Raw genomic sequence first — 18235 nt, forward strand, 5'->3', positions numbered from 1 at the left:
GTCCTACGGTGACCAGTCCTGTCGGGACGAGCACGGTCGGTGCGGCCGACGACCCGAGGACGGTTCTTGACACCCTCGCCGGGGAGATGCGGCCGTACCTGATCGGGGTCCGCCACCACAGCCCGGCATTGGCAGCGGTCGTCCCGGCGCTGCTGGACGCAGCCGACGCCGAGGTGGTCTGTGTCGAGTTGCCAGCCGAGTTCCAACCGTGGCTGGCCCACCTGGCCAACCCCGCGACCAAGGCTCCGGTGGCGTTGGTCGGGGCGCACAACGACGGGCCGATGGGCTTCTATCCGTTCGCGGACTTCTCCCCGGAGCTGGCGGCGATCCGCTGGGCCCGGGAGCGCGGGGTCGAGGTGATCTGCTGCGACCTTCCGTTGGCTGACCCGGGCTGGTCGGAGACCGGCACCGAGCCGACGGGGGTCGAGGACAGCACCTCGGACCTGCGGTCCGCGCCGGATGCGGTTCGGCCCGGCTTCGCGGACGCGCTGGGCACCAGCGGAACCGGCCGCGCCGGTGACGACATGTGGGACCGAGTGGTCGAGGTGCGTGCGCCCGGCTGCCCGGCCGAAGCGGTACGCCGGGCAGCGCTCGGTGTCGGTTGGGCGATGCGCCAGGATTCCGGTTCCGATGGCGGGGTGCCGGCCCGAGATCTGGCCCGCGAGCAGCACATGCGTCGGGTCATCGCCGAGGCGGGTGCCGGAGGCCGCCGGGTGGCGGCCGTGGTCGGTGCCTTCCACGCCGCAGCACTGGTGCCGAAGTCGCCGAGCCCCACCCGTGACCTCCCGGCCGCTTCGGGGGTAGGCGAGGTAGTCACACCCGACAGCCTGTCCAGTACCGCGACGAAGACAGCCAACGCACCGGTTACCGCCTCGCAGGTCACCGCCGCACAGGTCGTCACCTCGCTGGTTCCGTACGCGTTCGACCTGCTCGATTCCCGCTCCGGCTACGCGGCGGGCATTCGTGACCCGCGCTGGCAACAGGCGGTCTTCACCGCCGGTGGTGATCCGGAGCAGATTCGGGCCGCCACCGCACGGGCGGTCACCGACCTGTGCCGGGAACTCCGCTCGGGCGGGCACACCGCAGGCACCGGCGAAGCGGTCGAGACCGTACGGCTGGCTGACGACTTGGCCCGGTTGCGTGACCTGCCGTCGCCGGGGCGGGGCGAACTGATCGAGTCGGTGACGACCGTGCTCGGCCAGGGGGAGCCGTTCGGTCGCGGCCGGGCCCTGGCCCGGGCGCTCGACACCGTGCTGGTCGGCACCGAGCGGGGCCGGCTCGCCCCGGGCACGCCGCGTTCCGGCCTCGGCCCGTCGGTGGAGTCCGAACTCGCCGCACTGCGACTGCCCAATCCGGACGATCCGGGTGCCCGGGAAATTCGGCTCGACCCGCTCCGCTCGGAGCTGGACGGTCGTCGGGAGATCCTGCTGCAGCGGCTGCTGGTCTGTGGGGTCGGCTACGGCCAGCAGATCGAGGTCGTCGGCACCGGCGACGGCACCGCCCTTACCACCCGGTGGCAGTTGTCCTGGACACCGTCCGTTCCGGCCCGGCTCGACCTGGTCAACGTACGGGGGGTGACCGCTGCGCTTGCCGCCATCGGAACGTTGCGGGAGCGGTTCCGGCGGGAGTCAGCCGAGGGCGGATCGACCTGCGCGCAGATCCTCGCCGGCCTGCGCGAGGCGGCCAACTGCGACCTGCCCGATCTGGTGGCCGACCGGCTCAGCCTGGCCGCCGCCGTCCTGCCGGCCGCCGGCACCCTCGCCGAGTTGATGGCCGCGCTCGACCTGTTGGAGGCACTCCGTCGGCAGCACCTTCCGGGCACCACACCGGAGTGTCGCGCGCAGGCGGCCGATCTCGCGGTCATCCTGCTGGACGCGGCTGTGCGTGGACTGCCCGGCATGGCCGGCAGCGACCAGACCGACGACGCGGTGGCACTGGTCGCGCTCGGGGTTCGGGCCGGCGAGCATCGGCTCGGCCTGCGCCTCGACGATGCGCTGGGCTACCTGACCCGGGCCGGTTCCCCCCTGATCCAGGGGGCGGCCCTCGCCGCCCGGGTACTGCTCGGCCTGGACGATTCGCACACCCTCGGCGGCCGGGTCGCGGGTTGGGTCGACGCCGCCACCGGCCCGGACGGCCGGCGGCAGCTGCACCGCCTGCTGGCCGGGCTGCTCACCGCCGCCGGCCCGCTGCTGCAATCGGCTCCGGCCGCGCTCAACCCACTGCTGGACCGGATCGAGCGGCTTACCGACCAGGAGTTCCTGGACCGGTTGCCGGCGATGCGCGGGGGGTTCGACATCCTCACCCCGGCCGCCCGGGACCGGCTGCTGCGGACCGTCACCGAACGTCTCGGGGATCGGATCGACCTGGCCCTCTCCGCCCCGCCCGAGCTGCTGGCCCGCTGGGCAGCCGCGGACACGGCCGCGATGGCGGCGTTGTCCGCATTGGGCATCCCGCTTCTGGCGCCAGCGGACAGTGCCGAACGGCCAGGCGGGGAGGAGTCTGCGGCGGAGGAGTCCGCCGTGCCGTCCCAACCGCAAGCGGTACGACGGTTCGGGCCGGCGGACCGCTGGCGGCTGTTGTTGGGACGGGAAACCGAACAGCTGTCGGACGACACCCGCCGGTACGCGTACGCCCTGGACGAGCTTTACGGTGCGGGCCGGGGTGAGGGCACGACGGACTTTCGCCGGGGTACCGGCTTCGGCCCAGGTGCCGGTGGTGGTAGCGGTGGCGGCCAGGGAGCCTCCTTCCCGACTGCCCGGGAGTGGGCGGACGAACTCGACGCCCTGTTCGGCCAGGACGTCCGGGAGGAGGTCATCGCCCGGGCCGTCGAGGCCGGACGTACCGACGTCATCGCCGAGCTCAACCCGGACCAGGTGCGCCCGTCGGTGGAGCTGTTGACCTCGGTGCTCTCCCTGGCCGGTGGGATGCCCGAGCAGCAGCTCGCGCGGTTGCGGCCGCTGGTGAAGCGGCTCGTTGAGGAACTCACCCAGCAGCTCGCCACCCGGTTGCGGCCGGCGGTGACCGGGCTGAGCACCCCGCGCCCGACCCGCCGTCCCGGTGGCCGGCTCAATCTCGCCCGTACCCTGCAGGCGAACCTGGCGCACACCCGCCAACTCGACGACGGCCGTACTGTCGTGGTGCCCGAGAAACCGGTGTTCCACACCCTCGCCCGGCGTGAGGCCGACTGGCGTTTGATCCTCGTGGTCGACGTGTCCGGCTCGATGGAGGCGTCCGTGGTGTGGTCGGCGCTGACCGCCGCCGTGCTGGGCGGGGTGCCCGCGCTCTCCACCCACTTCCTCGCCTTCTCCACCCAGGTCATCGACCTGACCGACCGGGTCACCGACCCGCTGTCGTTGCTGCTGGAGGTACGGGTCGGCGGCGGGACCCACATCGCCGCCGGTCTCGCCCATGCCCGGTCGCTGGTGACCGTGCCCAGCCGCACGATCGTCGCGGTGGTCAGCGACTTCGAGGAGGGCTACCCGCTCTCCGGGTTGCTTGGCGAGGTCCGTTCGTTGGCCAGTTCCGGTGTCCACCTGCTCGGCTGTGCCGCGCTCGATGACGGCGGCAAGCCGTGCTACTCGATACCCGTTGCCCAGCAACTCGTCGCGGCCGGAATGCCGGTCGCCGCTCTCAGCCCGCTCGAACTCGCCCGCTGGGTGGGCGAACGCGTACGCGGAGGATCTCGTTGACGCACACTGATTCCACCAGCAGCACGCTCAGCCAGCTGCCGCCGGTGGCACCGCAGGTCACCGCAGCGGCGGTGGCCGACCTTACGCCCCGCCTGCGCAAGAAGCTGGACGCGACGGTCGAATCGCTCGCCGCGCTACCGATCACCGTGTCGGACGACGGCATCCACCTTGAGTGCGGGGCGGAAGCGATGGTCACCCTGGCGGTCGGGCCGTCCGGTGTGATCACCGATGCTGACCAGGCCCGGTGTACCTGCCTGCTGGCCCCCCGCTGTCTGCACCGGGCGGCCGTGCTGACCGGGTGTCCGGTTGCCGATCCGGCAGCGGTCCCCGACGCGGCAAGCGAGCGGGAGAGCGCCGGTGCCGCAGAGGAGGCGGCTACCGCCGCCGACCAGGTCGCTGCCGGCGGGGCTGCTGGCAAAGGCAGGCGGAGGGCGGGTGCCTCGGCCGAGGGGCGGGGATCCGGGCCGGACAGCGGCGACGGCGGTCGTACCCGGCGGGGCACCGCGCCGACGAAGGCGCAGCGTGCTGCGGCCAGCGCGCTGTGGCAGGCGGCGGGCGCCGTCCTCGCGGCGGGTGTGCCCGGTGCCGGTGCGGTACCCCAGGCCGAACTCCTCCGGGCCGCGCACGGTGCGCGGCTGGCCGGTCTGCCCAGGGCGGAGAGTGCCGCGCTGCGGGTGGTCCGCAGCCTGCGGGCCGCCCGGGGCCGGCACAACAGCCATCGGCTGGCCGACCTGGTCGAGGTCCTGCAAGATCTGCTTCTCACCACTGGCCGGCTCGCGGCCGGCGACCCCGATCCGGCTTTGATCGGGGTGCTGCGCCGCAGCTACAAGCCGGGGGGCAGCCTGCGGGTGTACGGGGTCTGCCGGGAACCGGTGATCAGTGCGACCGGCTACGCCGGAGTCGTCACCCATCTCCTGTCCGAGGACGGCCACTGGTTCTCGCTGGCCGATGTCAAACCGGGCGGACCGGAGCGGGCCCGCGACTCCGCGACCGGTCTGATGGAGATCGGGCCGATTGCGGTCAACCTCGGCCAGTTGGCGCGCGGCGGCCTGCGGATCAGCGGGGCGACCATCTCGCCGGACGGCCGGCTCGGTGCGGGTCGGGGCGTACGCGTCAACGTGGAGAGCGGTCTCGCCTGGTCGGCCGAACCGCTGGCCAGCCTCTTCGCGCGACCCCTGGCAGAGGTGGTGTCCGCCCAGCTCGCCGCGAACGACGGTGAGGTGCCGGAAGACTCGTCCCGCACGGGAGCCCCGCTGATCGGCTGCGATCTGGTGGTGATTGGCGCGGCCGGTGACCACGTACTCGCCCGTGAACTGTCGCCCGGCCCGTTCGACGCCGAGTCGGCTCGGTCTGCGGTGCTGGACGGACCATTGATCCGGCTCGTGCCAGCCAATTCTCACTCAGCGCTGTCACATGTGCCCAACCTTCGGCGGCTCGCGTCGTGGCCGGGGCTGCGGATCAGGGTGGTCGGTCAGCTCGACCCGGGCCGGGCCGCCACGCTGCGCCCGCTCGCGGTGGGTCCCGTCCCCGGGGCCGGGCCGACGCTGCAGCTGCCGGAGAATTGGCACGGCCGGATGGATCTCGGGTATGACGAGTTGCAGGGGGCACACCTGCCGCCACGTGATCAGAAGCTGATGATGACGCGGATTACCGAACCGGGCCCTGACCCGCTCCTGGACTCTCCGCTGTGGCGCGTACGTCGACTGGTGGAGTTGGCGGTGGCGGGCGGCCGTCGGGCCGTTGGCGAGACGGTCCGTACTGCGGACTCGGGCCTGGGTGGGCCACTGCGGCGCGCTGGTTTCCACGGCGCCGCTGAGTTGGCCGCCGCGCTTGGCGCCGAGTCTGATCGGCAGGAGCGCGACACGTTCGGCCGGCTCGTCGACCCCGATCCCGACCGGTACGCGTGGGCGTGGGTCGCCTCCGCCACCCATCTCGCGGCCACCGAGCGGGAGCTGGTCAGGGCCTCCTGGAACGACTCGCCAATCTCGTCTCCAGGCGACAGGTAGGAACGGCGAATCGATACCCTGGGACCGTGGCCCCCGATCTCGTCCTGCTGTCACGGGTGTCCTTCCGTGGCCGGGAGATCGCGGGTCCACGGTTGCAGGGGCTCATCGCGCTGCTCGCCGGTGACCTGCGCTCCGGCTGCGGCATCGGGCGACTGGTCGACGGGCTCTGGCCGGACGAGCAGCCGGAGAATCCGCCCAAGGCCCTACAGATTCTCGTCTCCCGGGCACGGTCTCAGTTCGGCGCCGACGTCATCGTTCGGACCCCGACCGGCTATCGGCTGACGCTGACCGACGACCAGGTTGACAGCTCGGCGGTGCTGATCCGGGCAGCGGCGAGCGTTCGTTGCTCGCGTGCCGGCGACCATGCCGCCGCGCTCTCGCACGCCGACACTGGCCTGGCCCTGTGGGGTGACACCCGGCCCGGCCCGGTCGACGACGCCGACGGCCCGGTCACCGTGCTGCGGGCGGAGCGGGGAGTCACCTACCGCACGCTGGTACGGGTCCGCACGCTCGCCCTCGCCCGTCTTGACCGGCCAGCGGAGGCGGTGGACGGGCTGACCGAGCTGGCCGCCGAGCGGCCGCGCGACGAGGAGGTGCTGGTCGAGCTGCTGCGGTGTGAGGCGGCGACGGTGGGTCCGGCCACGGCGCTGGCCCGCTACGACGCCTACCGGCGGGCGCTTCGCGACGAGTTCGGCACCGATCCCGGCGCGACGCTGCAGGCCGAGCATCGGCGGCTGCTCCAGGGCGTGGTGCCCACGGTCCGGCACGGCGTCGTGCACGAGCCCAACGTGCTGCTCGGCCGGGACGATGATGTCGCCGCGGTGGAGGCGATGCTGCGTACCTCCCGGGTGACCTCGATCGTCGGACCAGGTGGCCTCGGTAAGACCCGGCTCGCCAACGTCGTGGCCCGCCGTGCCGAGGTGCCGGCGGTCACCGTCGTGCCGCTCGCCGGCATCGTCGCCGCCGACGACGTGGCCCGTGAGGTGGCGATGGCCGTCGGTGTGGGCGAGCACCGGGTGCCGGATACGGTCGGGCACCTGGCGGGCACCAGGGACCTCCCCGTCGCCATCGCGGCCGCGCTCGCCACCGGTCCTGCCCTGCTGGTCCTGGATAACTGTGAGCATGTCGTGGCAGGTGTTGCGGACCTGGTCCGCGCCCTGGTGGCGAGGACCGCCGAGCTGCGGATCCTCACCACCAGCCGGATGCCGCTGGGACTGTCGTCGGAGTCGGTCTATCAGTTGCCGGAGTTGAGCCTGTCGACGAGCGTCGAGCTGTTCGAGCAGCGGGCGCGGGCGGCTCGGCCGGGCGTTGACCTGCCCACGGGGGTCGTGGCGGAGTTGTGCCGCCACCTCGACGGGCTGCCCCTCGCGGTGGAGTTGGCCGCCGCACGGGTGCGGATCATGTCGGTGACGGAGCTCGCCCGGCGGCTCGACGACCGGTTCGGCCTGTTGCGTGGCGGTGCCCGGGACGCGCCGAAGCGGCACCACACGCTACATGCGGTAGTCGACTGGAGCTGGAACCTGTTGGATTCGGTAGGCCAGGCGGCGATGCGGGCGCTGTCGGTGTTCACCGACGGGTTCACCATCGACGCCGCGTGCCTGCTGCTGGAGGCGCTGCCCGCGACCGCGCGCCAGCTCGACCTGATTATGGTGCTTGAGCACCTGGTCGACCACTCACTGATCAAGGTATTCGACACCCCGTCAGGCAGCAGGCTGCGGATGCTTGAGACGGTCCGGGAATTCAGCGCCGCGCGTCTGGCGGCAGCCGGCGAAACCGACGAGGTGACGACCGCGTTCCTGGGGTGGGTGCGGGAGTTTGGTAAGGCCCACCATGCGTACCTGCTTGGCAACGACCCGTACGATACTGCCGCCGCAGTCCGGGCGGAGCAGGAGAACCTGCTCCAGGCGCTTCGGTTGGCCCTCGGCCGCGACGACCGGGCAGGCATTGCGGCGATCACCGCGCTCCTTGGCGGACTGTGGAGCCTCGAGTCCAATCACTCGCGGCTCGCGACGTTGATCCGAAAGACCTCCTGGCCGCTGTCGCACTATCGACCGGAGCCGGCCTTCGTCGAGGTGACCCGGACCGCCCTGACCGTGGCCGTGGCGTCCACATTCGGTTCAGTGGGGCCACAGCCGATGCGGGCCCTCGTCGCGCTGCGCCGGCTCGGCCCGGCGCAGCCGGACACGGTAATTCGGGCATTCGGCTGGGCGCTCGCCGCGCTGGGCGACCCGGTGGAGTTGCATCGGCTGTGCGAGAGCACCGAGCCACTGCTGGCCGCCGCCGCGAACATGCTCGCCAGCTACCACTGGGAGGCCGCTGGTGACGCCGATACGGCGCTGAAGGCGGCCCGACAGGCGCTCGACCTTTTTGCCGACCGGGACTTGCCGTGGCTACGTTCGCTCGGCCATTGCCGGGTCGCCGAGTTCTGCCTGCATCTGGAGCAGGGCAACGCCGCCCGCGACCACCTGGTCGCGGCGTTGTCGCTGCTCCAGCGACTCGGTGCCCGGGCCGACGCTGTCGGTGTCCGGGCATGGCTCGTGTTGGCCAACCTGCAGATGGGCGACACCGTCGAGGCCGAGCGGTGGCTGGACGGACTTGCGGAGACCACGCTCGACGAGGAGCAGACCAAGGCGGTCGGCTATGACCTGGGTATCCGGGCCGAGGTGCGGTTCGCTCGAGGTGAGGTGGAGGCCGGCCTACGGCTGTGGCGTCGGGTCGTCGACCAGGTCCGCAACGTCGACGCCATCGACTCCTCCGGCGTGCTCGTCGACCTGGATGCCTGGGTGGTGCAGGCGCGGTCGGTGGCCGTCGTCGCGCACGCCCGGCACGGTCGGCTCGATCTTGTCGCCGACGTGGCCGACGCACTGCCCGGACGCCTGACGCACCTGCTGACTCATCCGCTGGTCAATCCGCCGCCGCACCTGATCGAGCCGGCGATCTGCGGCACCCTGCTGCTGGCCGTAGCCATGGCGGACCTCGCGCGCGCCCAGCGAACTGGTGACCCGGCCCGCGCGAGGTCGGCGGCCCGGATGATCGCGCTGGCTGAGCGGTTCCGGTTCCTCCGTAACTTCCAGCCGACGATGTCGGCGGCGTCGGCCCGCGCGGACGCCGAACAGGCCGACCGGACGGCGTACGACGAGGCGGTGTCGTCGTACGCCGTCCTGGATCGGGCCGGGATCCGCGCGGCAGCGCTGGACCTGTTGCGCGAACGGCGGTTGCGCCCCGGCCCGACAGACCCGCCGGGTCGGGGCTGTGCGGACTGATCAGCGAGTCCGGTCCCGGTTGTAGAGCCACTTCGCCCACCCGTACCCGACCAGCGTGATCCCGGTGCACCAGCCGAGCGCGATCAGGGCGCTGTTGCCGATCGGTGTGCCGAGAAGCAGGCCGCGCAGCGTCTCCATGATCGGAGTGAACGGCTGGTACTCGGCGAACCACCGTAGCCCTGCCGGCAACGAGTCGGTGGGCACGAACCCGCTGCCGAAGAAGGGCAGCAGCAGCAGGAGCGTGGGCAGATTGCTCGCGGTCGCCACGTTCTTGGTCACCAGACCCATCGCGACGGCCAGCCACACCAGAGCGAACGTCGTCGCGGTGAGGACCCCGGCAGCGGCCAGCCACTCGATCGCGGTCGCATTGGGCCGGAAACCGACGAGCACGGCCACCCCGACAACGACGGCGAGCTGGAGCAGGGTTTGCAGCACGCTGCCCAGCACGTGCCCGGTGAGAACCGACACCCGCGCGATCGCCATGGTCCGGAATCGCGCGATGATGCCCTCCGTCATGTCCAGCGCCACCGAGATCGCGGTGGCCTGGACGGCGCCGGAGATAGTGATCAGCAGGATGCCGGGGGTGACGTAGTTGACGTAGACGCCGCGACCTCCCGACCCGCCGCCGAGGCCGTCGCCGAGGGTGCCGCCGAGCACGTAGACGAACAGCAGCAAGAAGATGATCGGTACGGCGAGCAGCATCAGCAACGTGGACAGGTTGCGTGACATGTGCCGCAGTTGGCGGCGCAGCATTGTGGTCGAATCGCGTACGGCCAGCGTGATCGTGGTCATCGTGCAGTCACCTTCTCGGCGGCAGAAGCGGAAACGGTTGCCGGAGCGGCAGCGGCCGTCGTGGTGGGCTGACCGGTCACGGCGAAGAACACGTCATCGAGGTCGGGGGTGTGTACGGTCAGCCCGTCCACCTCGATCGCGCCGGCGTCGAGGCGGTCGAGCAGGGCCTTGAGGGAGCGGACGCTGCCGTCGCTGGGCACCCGCAGGACCAGCGACTCGTCGGCCAGGTCCGGCCCGACGTTCAGGATCGCGGCAGCCGCGTTCAGAGCGAGGTCATTGGCGAACCGCAGCTCGACGTGCCCGCCCGGCACCCGCTGCTTGAGCGCGGCCGGGGTTCCCTGGGCGACGAGCCGGCCCTGGTCGAGCAGGGCGATTCGGTCGGCGAGGTGGTCCGCCTCCTCCAGGTACTGCGTAGTGAGGAAGATCGTCACGCCCTGGGTGACCAGGTCCCGGACGATCTGCCACATGTCGCGCCGGCTGCGCGGATCCAGCCCGGTGGTCGGTTCGTCGAGGAAGATCACCCGAGGGTTGCCGACGAGACCCATGGCGAGGTCGAGCCGGCGTCGCATACCGCCCGAGTACGCCACAGCAGGCTTTTTGGCCGCCGGTCCGAGGTCGAACCGCTCGAGCAGGTCCGCCGTACGCCGCCGCCCCTCGGCCCGGTCCAGATGGTGCAGGTCGGCCATGAGCAGCAGGTTTTCCTCACCGGTGAGAAAGTTGTCCACTGCGGAGAACTGGCCGGTGACACCGATCGCCGCCCGTACCCGATCGGGATCACGGACCACGTCGTGACCGCAGATGCGGGCCTCACCCGCGTCGGCGCCGATGAGGGTCGACAGGATTTGGACGATGGTGGTCTTGCCGGCCCCGTTGGGGCCGAGCAACGAGAAGACGGTGCCCTCGGGCACCTGCAGGTCGATGCCGTCGAGCACCACGTGCCTGCCGTATGACCTGCGCAGGCCGGTCGCCGCGATTGCTGGACCGGTTGGAATGTTCGTCATGTGGACGACAGTGCCGCCGGGCCGGATTACGGCGGTTTCACCGTAGTTTCAGCGGCCGGACGGGCCTGAACCGGCCTGGACTGGCCTGGGAACCTGAACTGGCCTGGGCCGGTCTGAACCCGGCTCAGGCGGCGTCCGAGGTGAGGTAACGCTGGACGGTCGGGGCGAGCCAGGCGACCGCCGCCTCCTGACTGAGTGATACGACCGGTGGCAGCCGCAGCACGTAGCGGCAGAGGGCGAAGCCGAGCATCTGGGTGGCCAGGAGGCCGGCGCGGGTGCTGGCCTCGCCCGGGTCGGTGACGATGCTGGCCACGGCCGGGCCGAGCTGCGTACCGAAGATCTCCCGTATCCGTTGCGCGGCGCTCTCGTTGGTGGCGGCCGCCCGCAGCAGGGCCTGAAAGGTCTCGTCGCCCTCCCAGACCTTGAGGAAGTGGGTGACGAGCATGGTCGCGATCTGCTCGCGGGGCACCTGGCTGGGGTCGGGCAGGTGCAGATCGAAGTCGGCGGCGGTGGCGAAGAGCTTGTCCTTGCTGCCGTAGTAGCGCATCACCATCGACGGGTCGATGCCCGCGTCCGCGGCGATGGCCCGGATGGTGGCGCGTTCGTAGCCATCGGTGGCGAAGCGTTCCCGGGCGGCGGCGAGGATCGCCGCCCGGGTGCTGTCGGAGCGGCGGGGGGTAGCGGACATGCCCCGACTCTAGGTCAACAACCGTTTGCCAACAACTGTTGACCCTTCAATGTGGTGAGTTCTATCGTTGCCAACAGGTGTTGGCAAACGCTGCTCCCCAATGGAGGTCGACATGGCTGCCGCCCCTGACCACCCGACCGTCGTGATCGTCGGAGCCGGCCCGACCGGCCTCCTGCTCGCCGGTGACCTCGCCGCCGCCGGCATCGACGTCACCGTCCTCGAACGCCGTAGCCACGAGTCCAACCTGAGCCGGGCCTTCGCCGTACACGCCCGCACCCTGGAACTGCTCGACGCCCGAGGGCTGGCCGAGGAACTCATCGCCACCGGCACCACACTCGCCGGACTCCGCCTCTTCGGTGGCCTTCAGGTCGACATGTCCCGACTGCCGAGCCGCTTCCCGTTCGTGCTGATCACCCCGCAGTACAACGTGGAGCGAGTGCTGGAAACCCGGGCGGTGGCGGCCGGAGCACGAATCATCAAGGGAGCCGAGCTGCGGGCCCTCCGGCAGGACACCGAACGAGTCGAGCTCGACGTGCACACCGCCGACGGAACCAGGGCCATGCAGGCGAGCTACGTCGTGGGCACCGACGGCGTACACAGCACGGTCCGCGACGCGGTCGGCCTGCCCTTCCCCGGTACGTCGGTACTCCGGTCGATCATGCTCGCCGACGTCCGGCTGGTCGATTCCCCACGGGACGTAGTGATGGCCAACGGTGTCGGCGACTACTTCGCCTTCATCGCCCCCTTCGGAGACGGTTGGCACCGCATCTTTGCCTGGAACCGACACCGCCAACTGCCCGACAGTGCCCCCGTCGACATCGAAGAGGTGCGCGAAGTCGCCCGCCGGGCGTTCGGCACCGACTTCGGCCTTCAGGAGGCCCGCTGGCTGTCCCGGTTCCACAGCGACGAGCGACAGGTGCCGCGCTACCGGGTGGATCGGGTTTTCCTGGCCGGCGACGCCGCACACGTGCACTCACCCGCCGGTGGGCAGGGCATGAACACCGGTCTCCAGGACGCCGCCAACCTGAGCTGGAAACTCGCCGCCGTGATCCAGGGCTGGGCATCCGATGGTCTGCTCGACACGTACCAGACCGAGCGACACCCGGTCGGCAAGACCGTACTGCGCAGCAGCGGGGCGCTCATCCGGGCTGCGCTGGTCCGACCCCGGGCCGGGCGAATGCTCCGCAACGTGCTCGGTGCGCTGCTGCTGCGGCTGCCCCCGGTCGTCCGGGCCATGGCCGGCACCATCTCCGGCATCGGGATCGACTATCCAGGGGTGCCCCGGGCCGGGGACGTCGAGCTGCGCGACGGGCAGCGGCTCTACACGGTGCTGCGCGAGGGCCGGTACGTCCTACTCGCCCCGCCCAGTGTGGCAGTCTTGCCCAGCGTGGCCGCTCGGATCGATAGCGGGACCGGCCGGATCGGTGGTGGGACCGGCCGGTTGCGGCTGGCCACCCCGCTGGCCCCGACCACAACCCTCACCCTGGTACGCCCCGACGGCTACGTCGCCTGGCACGGCCCCGAGTCCGAGCTGCCCGACGTCCTGCCCCAGCACCTCGGCGCTTAGGTGTTAGGAAGGGCCCCTTCCTATCGTTTTCTGTATAGGAAGGGGCCCTTCCTAACCTGCGGACAGGACGCCGGGCAGGAGCCGGCTCAGTGGGGCAGGAGTTGGCGTACCTCCTGGAGCTTCACCCACGACTTCGGCTGCTGCGGCGCGGCCATCCGAGCCTGGGCAGTGGCGTCGCCGGTCAGCTCCGGCCGGCCGGCGGTGAACAGCCAGGTCGTGAAGACCTCCGAGAGATCCCGGCCGGAGATCTGCTCGGCCAGCGCCTGGAATTGCTCATTCGTGCCGTTGCCGTACTGCCGCTGCGCCGTCCAGGCGCGCAGGATCCGGAAGAACGCGTCGTCCCCGACCGCCAGGCGGATCTGGTGTACGGCGAGCGCGCCCCGGTCGTAGACCGCGCTGTGGAAGATCCGGTTCGGACCGGGGTCACCGGGCAGGACCTGCCAGAACGGATCGTCCGCCGGGTAGTACGCGTAGGTGAAGTCGAACAGCTCCTGTGCGGTGCCCTCGCCCTGCGCCTCCGACCACAACCACTCCGCGTACGAGGCGAAGCCCTCGTTCAGCCAGATGTTGCGCCAGTCGGCCACCGACACCGAGTCACCGAACCACTGGTGGGCGATCTCGTGGGTGACCACATAGGTGTTCGAGCCGCGGCGCCAGAAACTGGGTCCGTACACCGGGCGGGTTTGGGTTTCCAGCGCGAAGCCGATCCCGTCCAGCGGGCCGGCCACCCCACCCTGCGCCTCGAACGGGTACGGCCCGAACAAGCCGCTGGCCCAGTCGACCACCTCGGCGGTCCGTTCGATGCTGGCCCGCGCCGCCCCGGCCAGGTCACCCAACCCCACGTGGTACGCGTTGACCACCGGCTGCCCGTTGGGTGCGGTGTCGGTGACGATGTCGTACTGCCCGATCGTCAGGAACGCCAGATAGGTGGCGGTCGGCTTGGTGGTCCGCCAGATCCACCGGGTCCAGCCCAGCAGCTCACCGATCGGCGGCCGGGGCTGCACCCCGTTGCTGATCACCTCGACGCCGTCCGGCACCGATACCGAGACGTCGAAGGTCGCCTTGTCCAATGGGTGGTCGTTGCTCGGATACCACCACCAGGCCGACTCCGGTTCGTTGACGGCCATCGCGCCGTCGGCCGTACGCCGCCAACCGGTGTAACCGTCGACCAGCACCTGGGACGGTACGCCGGCGTACTGCACCACCACCGTCAACAGTTGGCCGGCGCGGATCGTCCGGGCCGGGGTGACCACCAGTTCGTGTGAGCCCTCGCGGCTGTGCGTGGCACTCCAGCCGTTGACCCGTACCGACGACACATCCAGTACGAAGTCCAGGTTGAACCGGGACAGATCCTGGGTGGCCCGGGCCAAAATGGTGGTGGTGCCGGTGAGCCGGTCGGTGGTCGGCTGGTAGCGAAGTCGGATGTCGTAGTGCGCGACGTCGTAGCCGCCGTTGCCGTAGTCGGGGTAATAGCTGTCGCCGATGCCGGGGCTGCCCGGAGTGGGGGCGGCCTGGGCCGGGGTGCCGGCCAGGGCGGTGCCGGTAATGGTCATGGCCAGGGTGGCGACAGCCGCCACGATCCTTCGTCGCACGGGAGAGCTCCCTCCGTCGGGTACGCGCAACCCCGACCAACCTAATCGACGATTGTGAACATCCGGGCGTGTCGACAGTAATGTGGCGACCATGGATGTCGAAGTGTCGCTGCGCCCAGCCGGCGAGGACGACCTGGCGTTTCTCCACCACCTCAGCAACGATCCCGCCGCGACCGGCACCTATCAGTGGTCCGGCTGGCACGATCCGCATGTGTACCGCAGGCGTTGGGCTGAGAACGGTCTGCTGGCCGACGATCGGGGTCTGCTGATCGTCAGCGCCGGCGCGGACCGGGGCGGCCTGGTTTCCTGGCGCAAGATACTGACCCCGGGCAACAGCTACTGCTGGAACATCGGTGCGCTGCTCGCGCCCGAGATGAGGGGCAGAGGCTACGGCACCCGCGCGCAGCGGCTGCTCGCCGAGTATCTGTTCGCCCACACCTGGGTCAACCGGGTCGAGGCCAGTACGGAGATTGGCAACGTCGCGGAACAGCGGGCGCTGGAGAAGGCCGGCTTCACCCGCGAAGGCGTGCTGCGGGGCGTCGGCTTCCGTGCTGGTGCCTGGCACGACGGAGTGCTCTACAGCCTGCTCCGGGCAGATCTGTCCCCAACCCCGTCGTGACAAGTGGCGGTGTTCTGCAAGTCGAACGAGTCGATTACTTGTCAGGTGCCGAAGCGGTTTGAATTGTGCGATGTCTGAGTGGAGTTCTAAGGGTTGGGGACACTGTTCACGCTCCCGGTCGCAACGGTGAGATGCCCTCGGGGGTGGGCGTCATGACCATCGTGGGGTTGTGGCGGTTTGAGCGGCCTATCGATGCCGTGGATGCAGTCCACGCCGTCAAAGTCAGATTCGGCGGCAGGATTCCGGGTCTTGAGGCAGGGGTGGCGGCTTGCTGTCCGGGGTTGACCTTGATCTCGCCGGCCCGCCCAGCTCTGAGGACTACGGGTGACCAGCCGGGACTGTCGTGTCGTACCAGGACTCGGTTAGTGTTCCTCTGACTACACAGGATGCCGGCACGGTGGGGGTGCGGTGAGCGGGCTGAAGGCCACCTTCAATCGTGCGGTCACGGCCCATCGGGATGCCCAGGCACACGTGGCCGCCGCCCGATCTGCCCTGGACGAAGCCGCCGGGCAGCAGCCGGGGCAGGATTCGGCCCGGTTCACCGCTGACACGGTGCACCGGTTACGTGCCCTCGGCGAGGCGCTGGCCACCGGTTGGCTCGGTGGCGATGGCAGGTCCGGCTCCGACCCGACAGCAGCACCCCTGTTCGGCACCGAGGACCTACGCGGCCGGTTGGCCGTACGCCTCGGCGTGGCGGGCACGGTCCACGGAATGTTCCCGGCGCTGGTGCCGCTGGCCGGTGGGGCGCACCTGGCGCTGGACGCCGACGCCCGGGATGCCCGGGTCGCGGCGCTGCTGCGCAACCTGATCGTCCGGCTGCTGGCCGCTGCCCGTCCCGGTCGACTCCGGGTGCTGGCCGCCGACACGGCCGCGCTCGGCGGGACCTTCGTGTCGCTCCGGCCGCTGATCGAGGCGGGGGTGCTGGCCGAGCCGGTCACCTCCGAAGAGGGCGTCAGCGGCCTGCTGGACATCGTGGAAGAACACGCACGGGTGGAGCAGCACGACGCCCGCGACGTGGACGAGCTGCTTCTGCTGGTGCTGGCGTCGGCACCGCAGGGCCGCGACCTGACCCGACTGGCCGCACTCACCCACGCGGGTGCCCCGGCCGGCGTCTGCGTCATCGTCGCCGGCTATCCGCCACCGTCGGCGACCAACATTGCGCCACCGCTGCTCGGCAACACCAGCCAGGTACGCATGATCGGCGAGTACGCGCAGCTCGGTGACCCGCCGGGGGAGTCGTACAGCGCCGACGGCAGTGGGCTGGCTGCCCTGGTCCGCCTCGACGGTGACCCACCGCCCACCCTGATCGCCCGGCTCGCCGCCGAGCTGGGTGCCAACGCCCGACGGGCCAGCGCGCTGACCTTCGCCGACCTGCTGCCGGAACAGCCCTGGGCCGAGTCCTCGGTGGATGGCCTCCGCACGATGATCGGCCGCGCCGGTCGTACCCCGTTCGAGCTGGCCTTTGACGACGTGACGCCGCACTGGCTGGTCGGCGGCCGGACCGGCTCCGGCAAGACGGTCTTCCTGCTCGACGTCCTCTACGCCCTGGCGGCCCGCTACTCGCCGGACGAACTGGCCCTCTACCTGCTCGACTTCAAGGAAGGTGTCAGCTTCACCGAGTTCGTGCCGACCGGCCGGGATCTGTCGTGGATTCCGCACGCGCGCTCGGTCGGCATCGAGTCCGACCGGGAGTACGGCGTCGCGGTGCTGCGCGAGCTGCGCCGGGAGCTGAACCGTCGGGCCGCCGCGCTCAAACGGCACGGTGTGACGAAGCTGGCCGACCTGCGCCGGGACAGCGACACCGCGCTGCCCCGGGTGGTCGCCGTCATCGACGAGTTCCACGTCCTGCTCGCCGGCAACGATGCGGTCGCCCGCGAGGCGGTGACGCTGCTGGAGGAGCTGGCCCGCAAGGGCCGCTCGTACGGTATCCACCTGGTGCTGGCCAGCCAGAGCACCTCCGGCATCGAGGCGCTCTACGGCAAGAAGGACTCCATCTTCGGGCAGTTCCCGCTGCGGGTGGCGCTGCCGGGTGGCTCCGGCATCCTCGATCCACTCAACGACGCCGCCGGTGGCCTACCGCTCGGCTCGGCCGTGATCAACCCGTCGGCTGGGATCCCCGGTGCCAACACCGTGGTCCGCTTCCCCGACGCACACGCCGACACCGGGCGGGTCGCGGCGCTGCGGCACGAACTGTGGCAGCGGCGGGTGCCGGGCGCGCCTCCGCCGGCCGTCTTCAAGGGGTACGAGTCGACGCACGTCGAGGACGACCCGACGTACCGGGGGCTGGTGCCCGGTGGACGGCGTCCGCTGGCCCTGGTGGGCCGGGTCGTCGATGTGGATCTGTCCAGTGCGTACTTCCCGCTCGACGCGACCCCGGGCCGGCACCTGGCCATCGTCGGTACCGCACCGACCGGTGCCGACGTGCTGCACGCCGCCACCCTCAGCGTGGCCCGACAGCACGAGCCGGGCAGCGTACGGTTCCTGCTCGCCCCGCTGGTGGCCACCGCCGACGCGGTCGCCGACGAGACCGCGGCGGCGCTGTCGGCGATCGGTCACCAGGTGACCCAGCTCGACGCGGCGGCCCTGCGCCAGCAGGTGGGGGAGTACATGAAACCGCCCGCCGAGCCCTCGACCGGCCGGACCTACCTGGTGGTCTTCGGCATGGATGCTGCCGGCGCCGCACTCGGGCTCAGCGACCCGGTGACGTTCAAGTCCGGGCTGGACGACCTGCGGGTGATGCTGCGCCAGGGACCGGGGTACGGCGTACACCTGTTGGGCTGGTGGCGTGGTCTGCGCCGACTCGCCGACGACATCGGCGGGGCGCACAATCGCGACGATGTCGCCTGCCTGGTGGCGCTCAACGTGCCCGGCTCCGAGCTGGGCATGTACCTCGGCGTGCCCGACCTGGCCTACACGCCCCGCAGCAACCGCGCCCTGCTGGTCGACCGGCACGACCAGCGGACCCGGCTGATCGTGCCGTACGTGCGACCCGGCCACGAGCTGGACGAAGGATTCTGA

Annotated in this window: 10 protein-coding genes; 6 read left to right on the plus strand and 4 right to left on the minus strand. The window is 70.9% G+C overall.

Annotated elements, in window-relative coordinates:
• Positions 1 to 8: 8 nt before the first annotated feature.
• From ACWDV4_RS09095 to ACWDV4_RS09105, 3 genes are read left to right on the plus strand one after another with little or no spacing between them, the layout of a single operon-like run.
• Positions 9 to 3689: a vWA domain-containing protein gene (locus ACWDV4_RS09095; protein WP_449976083.1), complete on the plus strand. Its 3681-nt coding sequence runs from the start codon at positions 9 to 11 to the stop codon at positions 3687 to 3689.
• A complete protein-coding gene (locus ACWDV4_RS09100; protein WP_449976085.1) occupies positions 3686 to 5695 on the plus strand; it encodes a hypothetical protein in 2010 nt (669 codons plus the stop codon). Before ACWDV4_RS09095 ends, ACWDV4_RS09100 begins: the two co-directional genes overlap by 4 nt.
• A 26-nt stretch (positions 5696 to 5721) precedes the next feature.
• The gene (locus ACWDV4_RS09105) at positions 5722 to 8958 is read left to right on the plus strand and encodes an ATP-binding protein (RefSeq protein WP_449976087.1); all 3237 of its coding nucleotides are present in this window, start codon (positions 5722 to 5724) and stop codon (positions 8956 to 8958) included.
• Here the strand turns inward: ACWDV4_RS09105 and ACWDV4_RS09110 are convergent, their stop codons facing one another.
• From ACWDV4_RS09110 to ACWDV4_RS09120, 3 genes are all read right to left on the minus strand, one after another.
• Positions 8959 to 9750: an ABC transporter permease gene (locus tag ACWDV4_RS09110; RefSeq protein WP_449976089.1), complete on the minus strand. Its 792-nt coding sequence runs from the start codon at positions 9748 to 9750 to the stop codon at positions 8959 to 8961.
• Positions 9747 to 10751: an ATP-binding cassette domain-containing protein gene (locus ACWDV4_RS09115; RefSeq protein ID WP_449976091.1), complete on the minus strand. Its 1005-nt coding sequence runs from the start codon at positions 10749 to 10751 to the stop codon at positions 9747 to 9749. Before ACWDV4_RS09115 ends, ACWDV4_RS09110 begins: the two co-directional genes overlap by 4 nt.
• A gap of 124 nt (positions 10752 to 10875) precedes the next feature.
• Positions 10876 to 11439 (minus strand): TetR/AcrR family transcriptional regulator, encoded by a 564-nt coding sequence (locus tag ACWDV4_RS09120; protein WP_449976092.1) that lies wholly within the window; start codon positions 11437 to 11439, stop codon positions 10876 to 10878.
• A 112-nt stretch (positions 11440 to 11551) separates the two neighbouring features.
• Between ACWDV4_RS09120 and ACWDV4_RS09125 the strand changes: the two genes are divergently transcribed.
• Positions 11552 to 13006, plus strand: coding sequence for an FAD-dependent monooxygenase (locus ACWDV4_RS09125; RefSeq protein WP_449976093.1), 1455 nt, complete (start codon positions 11552 to 11554; stop codon positions 13004 to 13006).
• A gap of 86 nt (positions 13007 to 13092) precedes the next feature.
• Here ACWDV4_RS09125 and ACWDV4_RS09130 read toward each other — a convergent pair whose 3' ends face one another.
• Entirely contained in the window at positions 13093 to 14598 is a 1506-nt protein-coding gene (locus tag ACWDV4_RS09130) for a M1 family metallopeptidase (protein ID WP_449976095.1), read from the minus strand.
• A 91-nt stretch (positions 14599 to 14689) separates the two neighbouring features.
• Here ACWDV4_RS09130 and ACWDV4_RS09135 point away from each other — a divergent pair, with 91 nt between their 5' ends.
• Both ACWDV4_RS09135 and ACWDV4_RS09140 read left to right on the plus strand, forming a co-directional pair.
• Positions 14690 to 15217: a GNAT family N-acetyltransferase gene (locus ACWDV4_RS09135; RefSeq protein ID WP_449976097.1), complete on the plus strand. Its 528-nt coding sequence runs from the start codon at positions 14690 to 14692 to the stop codon at positions 15215 to 15217.
• A gap of 408 nt (positions 15218 to 15625) precedes the next feature.
• The gene (locus ACWDV4_RS09140) at positions 15626 to 18235 is read left to right on the plus strand and encodes an FtsK/SpoIIIE domain-containing protein (protein ID WP_449976099.1); all 2610 of its coding nucleotides are present in this window, start codon (positions 15626 to 15628) and stop codon (positions 18233 to 18235) included.

It is taken from the genome of Micromonospora sp. NPDC003197, assembly GCF_053590565.1.